This window comes from Lamprobacter sp. (genome assembly GCF_034860625.1).
In the GTDB taxonomy this organism is placed as follows: Bacteria; Pseudomonadota; Gammaproteobacteria; order Chromatiales; family Chromatiaceae; genus Lamprobacter.
Genome location: NZ_JAYESN010000267.1, coordinates 1 through 3,819, shown reverse-complemented (window position 1 = coordinate 3,819; position 3,819 = coordinate 1). Strand labels below are relative to the sequence as shown.

General features: G+C 59.3%; 2 protein-coding genes and 1 pseudogene. All 3 read left to right on the top strand.

All coding sequences use genetic code 11. The features are described 5' to 3' along the window. Nucleotides 1-73: 73 nt before the first annotated feature. Nucleotides 74-1,657: pseudogene (locus tag VBE63_RS25780) on the top strand (transposase). Between the two features lie 793 nt (nucleotides 1,658-2,450). After that, on the top strand, nucleotides 2,451-3,323 hold the full coding sequence (locus tag VBE63_RS25775; RefSeq protein ID WP_323685862.1) for a replication initiation protein: 873 nt from the start codon (nucleotides 2,451-2,453) through the stop codon (nucleotides 3,321-3,323). Nucleotides 3,324-3,450: 127 nt separating this feature from the next. Further along, nucleotides 3,451-3,819, top strand: a 369-nt coding sequence (locus VBE63_RS25770) for a helix-turn-helix transcriptional regulator (RefSeq protein ID WP_323685861.1), incomplete at its 3' end; no start/stop codon positions are given.

Here is a 3,819-nt window from a genome sequence, read left to right as displayed (position 1 = left end):
GCAAAGCTTCGTCGAACATCGGCAAGACGGCGACGTGTTCTTGGACCGGCGCGCCCTTGAGCTCTGTGTATTGATGTACCTGGCCGAAGCGCTGCAAAGCGGTGATCTGTACGTGGTCGGCTCTGGAGCTTACGGCGACTACCGAACCCAGCTGCTGCCCTGGGACGAGTGCGAGCGCAGGCTCGAGCGCTACGGCGCTGAGGTGAAGTTGCCCACGGAAGTGGGGCGGTTCGTCTCGGAACTGCGAGACACACTGGATGCATTGGCCACGCGTGTTGGTGTGGGCTTTCCACACAACAGCGCGCTACGAATCGACCCAGATGGGACGCCGCATCTGGTCCGTCAGGCCGCGCAGCCTCTGCCACCAGGGCTTCAAACCTTCGAGCAAGCGATTCGGGACCGGATGCCGGAGCGCCATCTCCTCGACGTCTTGAAGCATGCCCAACACTGGTGCTCGTTTACACGTCACTTCGGCCCCCTGTCTGGGTCAGATCCGAAGCTCGAGGAGGCGACTAAACGTTATCTGTTCACCGTTTTTGGGTTCGGCTGCAACCTCGGCGTGAACCAGACCGCCCGGCATGCTCCAGAGAGCATCAACCGTCACGCGCTGCGCCGGATCAACGCTCAGCATGTCACGGTCGATAAGCTAGAGGCGGCCTGCGCTGACATCATTCGCGAGTACGCCCGGTTTGAGCTTCCCAAGCTTTGGGGCAAGCCGAACGTCGCCATTGCCGACGGGACGCACATGGAGCTGCGTGAGAATAACCTCCTTGGCGAGTAGCACATCCTTTATGGCCGCTACGGTGGTATCGCGTACCACCACATCTCAGCGAACGACATCGCGTTGTTCAGTAACTTTATCGCCTGTGGGGTGTGGGAGGCGGTCTACATTCTCGACGGGCTGCTCCAGAACCGCTCTGAGTTCGAGGTCGACACTATCCACGCTGACACCCATGGCCAAAGCGAGCCGGTGTTCGGCTTGGCGTATCTGCTCGGCATCGAATTGCTGCCGCGCATGCGGACCTGGAATGACGCCGAGTTCTACCGGCCAGAGGCGACGTCAACCTATGCTCACATCGACGCGCTGTTCACCAAGCGTGTCGATTGGCAGGTGATCGAAGCCCACTGGCAGGACATGATGCAGGTGGTCTTATCGATCCAGGCTGGCAAGGTGCTGCCCTCGATGCTGCTGCGCAAGCTGGGCAGTCGCAGCCGAAAGAACCGGCTCTACTTGGCTTTCCGTGAGCTTGGGCGCGTCGTTCGCACCCTGTTCCTGCTGCGCTTCATCTCTGAGGCCGAGTTGCGCCAGAGCATCCGTGCAGAAACCACAAAGATTGAGTCCTACAACGACTTCCTGGACTGGATCGGCTTCGGTGGCCCCGTGATCAAAAGCGGCGATCCCGTGGAGCAGCTCAAGCAGGTGAAGTACATGGATCTGGTCGCCAACGCCGTCATGCTGCATAACGTCGTCGATCTGACGGATGTCCTCGCGAATATGGTCGAGGAGGGTTTGCCGGTCACCCAAGAGCTGGTCACGAGAACCGCTCCCACCCTCCGAGAGCATCTCCGGCGATTCGGACAATATGACGTCGACATGGAGGATCGGCCTTCGCCGCTGCGGCCAAGATCACTGCCAATTCTAGGCGACGGATCTTAGTGTCCTAAATTTACACGTATCCCGAACCTACGCCAAGGAGGGCAGGCTCGCCAGTGTCGCGCGCGATGCCGGTGCCAGAAGCCGACAGGCTTTTGGCATCCGGCGAGGAGGCGCGATCGAGCCGGGCAGGATGCCGGGCGATCTTCGGCAGGGAGCCGCGAGGCAGGAGCCGAGCTTCGCGGAGCGCCGCCGAGCGTCAGCGATGGTCGGGGCGGAGCCTCCAGGGATGGGCTCTTTCTTCTGCGGCCTGGTGCGTGCCGGGAGCACGCCGATTGCCAGGATGGCACAGCGTTTCAGGAACAAGACGAGCGGGAATCAAGGGTGCGGCAGCATCGGGCAGCAACGCTGAGGTCTGCCATCAACGACTGTAGATCAGCCAACGACACGCAGGTCTCAACATCAAACCACGAATCGTCGTCATGCCTCAGGTTACAACGCAGATTAAGGGACAGATTTGCGGTCACTTCTTTACACGAAACAGGCGTTCAGAAGCAGGGCAAAGCGGCTGAAGATGGATCGCTGCACACTGCTCCCGACAGCCTCTCTCACTCACCGCGCTTTTCTGTATTTTTCCCTTTTCCTTTTTAGGCGCCGTAAGCCTATGAATGAAAAGCCTTAAAAAGCCAAAAAAGGGACAGATTTGCGGTTACAAAGGGACAGATTTGCGGTTACAAAGGGACAGATTTACGGTTTGAAAGGGACGGATTTGCGGTCGTGGAGGGGACAGATTTGCGGTATTAAAGGTCAAGGTTTAAGCTGTCCTTAAACGAGGATGAGCGGATGACCCGACAGCATGGACATCGCAGAGGAACAGCAAGCGCAGGTCTACAAATCCAACGCATTGGTCGAGGCCAGCTACCGGCTCTCGGTCGCTGAGCAACGCATCGTGCTGGCCTGCAACGCACAGGTGCGTCACGATCAGCAGATCACCGACGAACTGCTCTACAGCATCACAGCAACCGAATTCGCCAACCTCTCCGGCACCTCAAGCAAGCAGGCGTACCGTGAGCTCGAACAAGCGGCCATGCGCCTGAGCAGACGCGAAGTCTGGCTGGTCGAACGCCCGAACGGGAACGGCGCTCATGAGGAAACCCTGGTCACGCGATGGGTGCAGTCGGTGCGCTACGTGAGGAAATCGGGCTGCATCAGGCTGCGCTTCAGCCGTGACATGCTGCCCTACCTGTCGCAGCTCACCGAGCAGTTCACGCGCTATGCGCTCGGTGACGTGGCCAGGATGACCTCGGCACACGCGATCCGGCTCTATGAACTGTTGGCCCAGTGGCGCGAGAAGGGATCACGCGAGGTCGAGATCGACTGGTTCCGCAAGGCCCTGCAGATAGAGGATCGCTATCCGGCGATCAAGGATCTGAAGAAACGAGTGCTCGAGCCGGCCATCGAGCAGATCAACACCTACTCACCGTTGCGGGTGCGTTGGTCGCAGCGCAAGACTGGCCGACGCGTGACGCATCTGATCTTCGACTTCCAGTTTCATGAGGATGCGGCACCGAAACCTAAGCGGCTTGCACAACGGCGCTACGACAGCGGCGAACTGATTGGTGGCGTGCCACGGGAGGCCAACGAACGCCACGCACGCATCGGGGAAAGCTATGCACAGGCCGCGAGTCGGCTGCGGCAGGCGCGCGACAACGGGACGCTGAGTTGGTAGCTGGACCTAACGATGAAGGGACAGATTTGCGGTCATGCGTAGCCTCCGGAAGACCAACGTCGTGACATGGCGTGGCGGTGTACACTGATCCAAACCGAACAACAGGCTGAACAGGCAGCGACAGACAGTGAGTCAGGAAACCGGAATCAAGAACAGACTGCTGGAAGCGCGAAAGGGCCGCGGTCTGACCCAGACTCAGCTCGCTGAACGTGTCGGCTTGAGCCAGGCGCATATCTCATCAATGGAGAAAATGCGGCGAGGAACGCCAATGCCCAAGTGGCGCGAGATCGCCAAAGAGCTCGACGTCGATCTCAAGTGGTTGCTGGCCGATGAAGCACAGATACTTGGCGATGACGAGCAATGGCTGATGACGGTCACCGACAATCCGAACCTCCCGTTCGGACTGAAAGAACTACTCGATGACATAGAGCTTATGAAGGGACTCAGGATCGACGGGCTCGAGTGGTCGGTGCTGGAGTCGCTTGAACCCGCATTG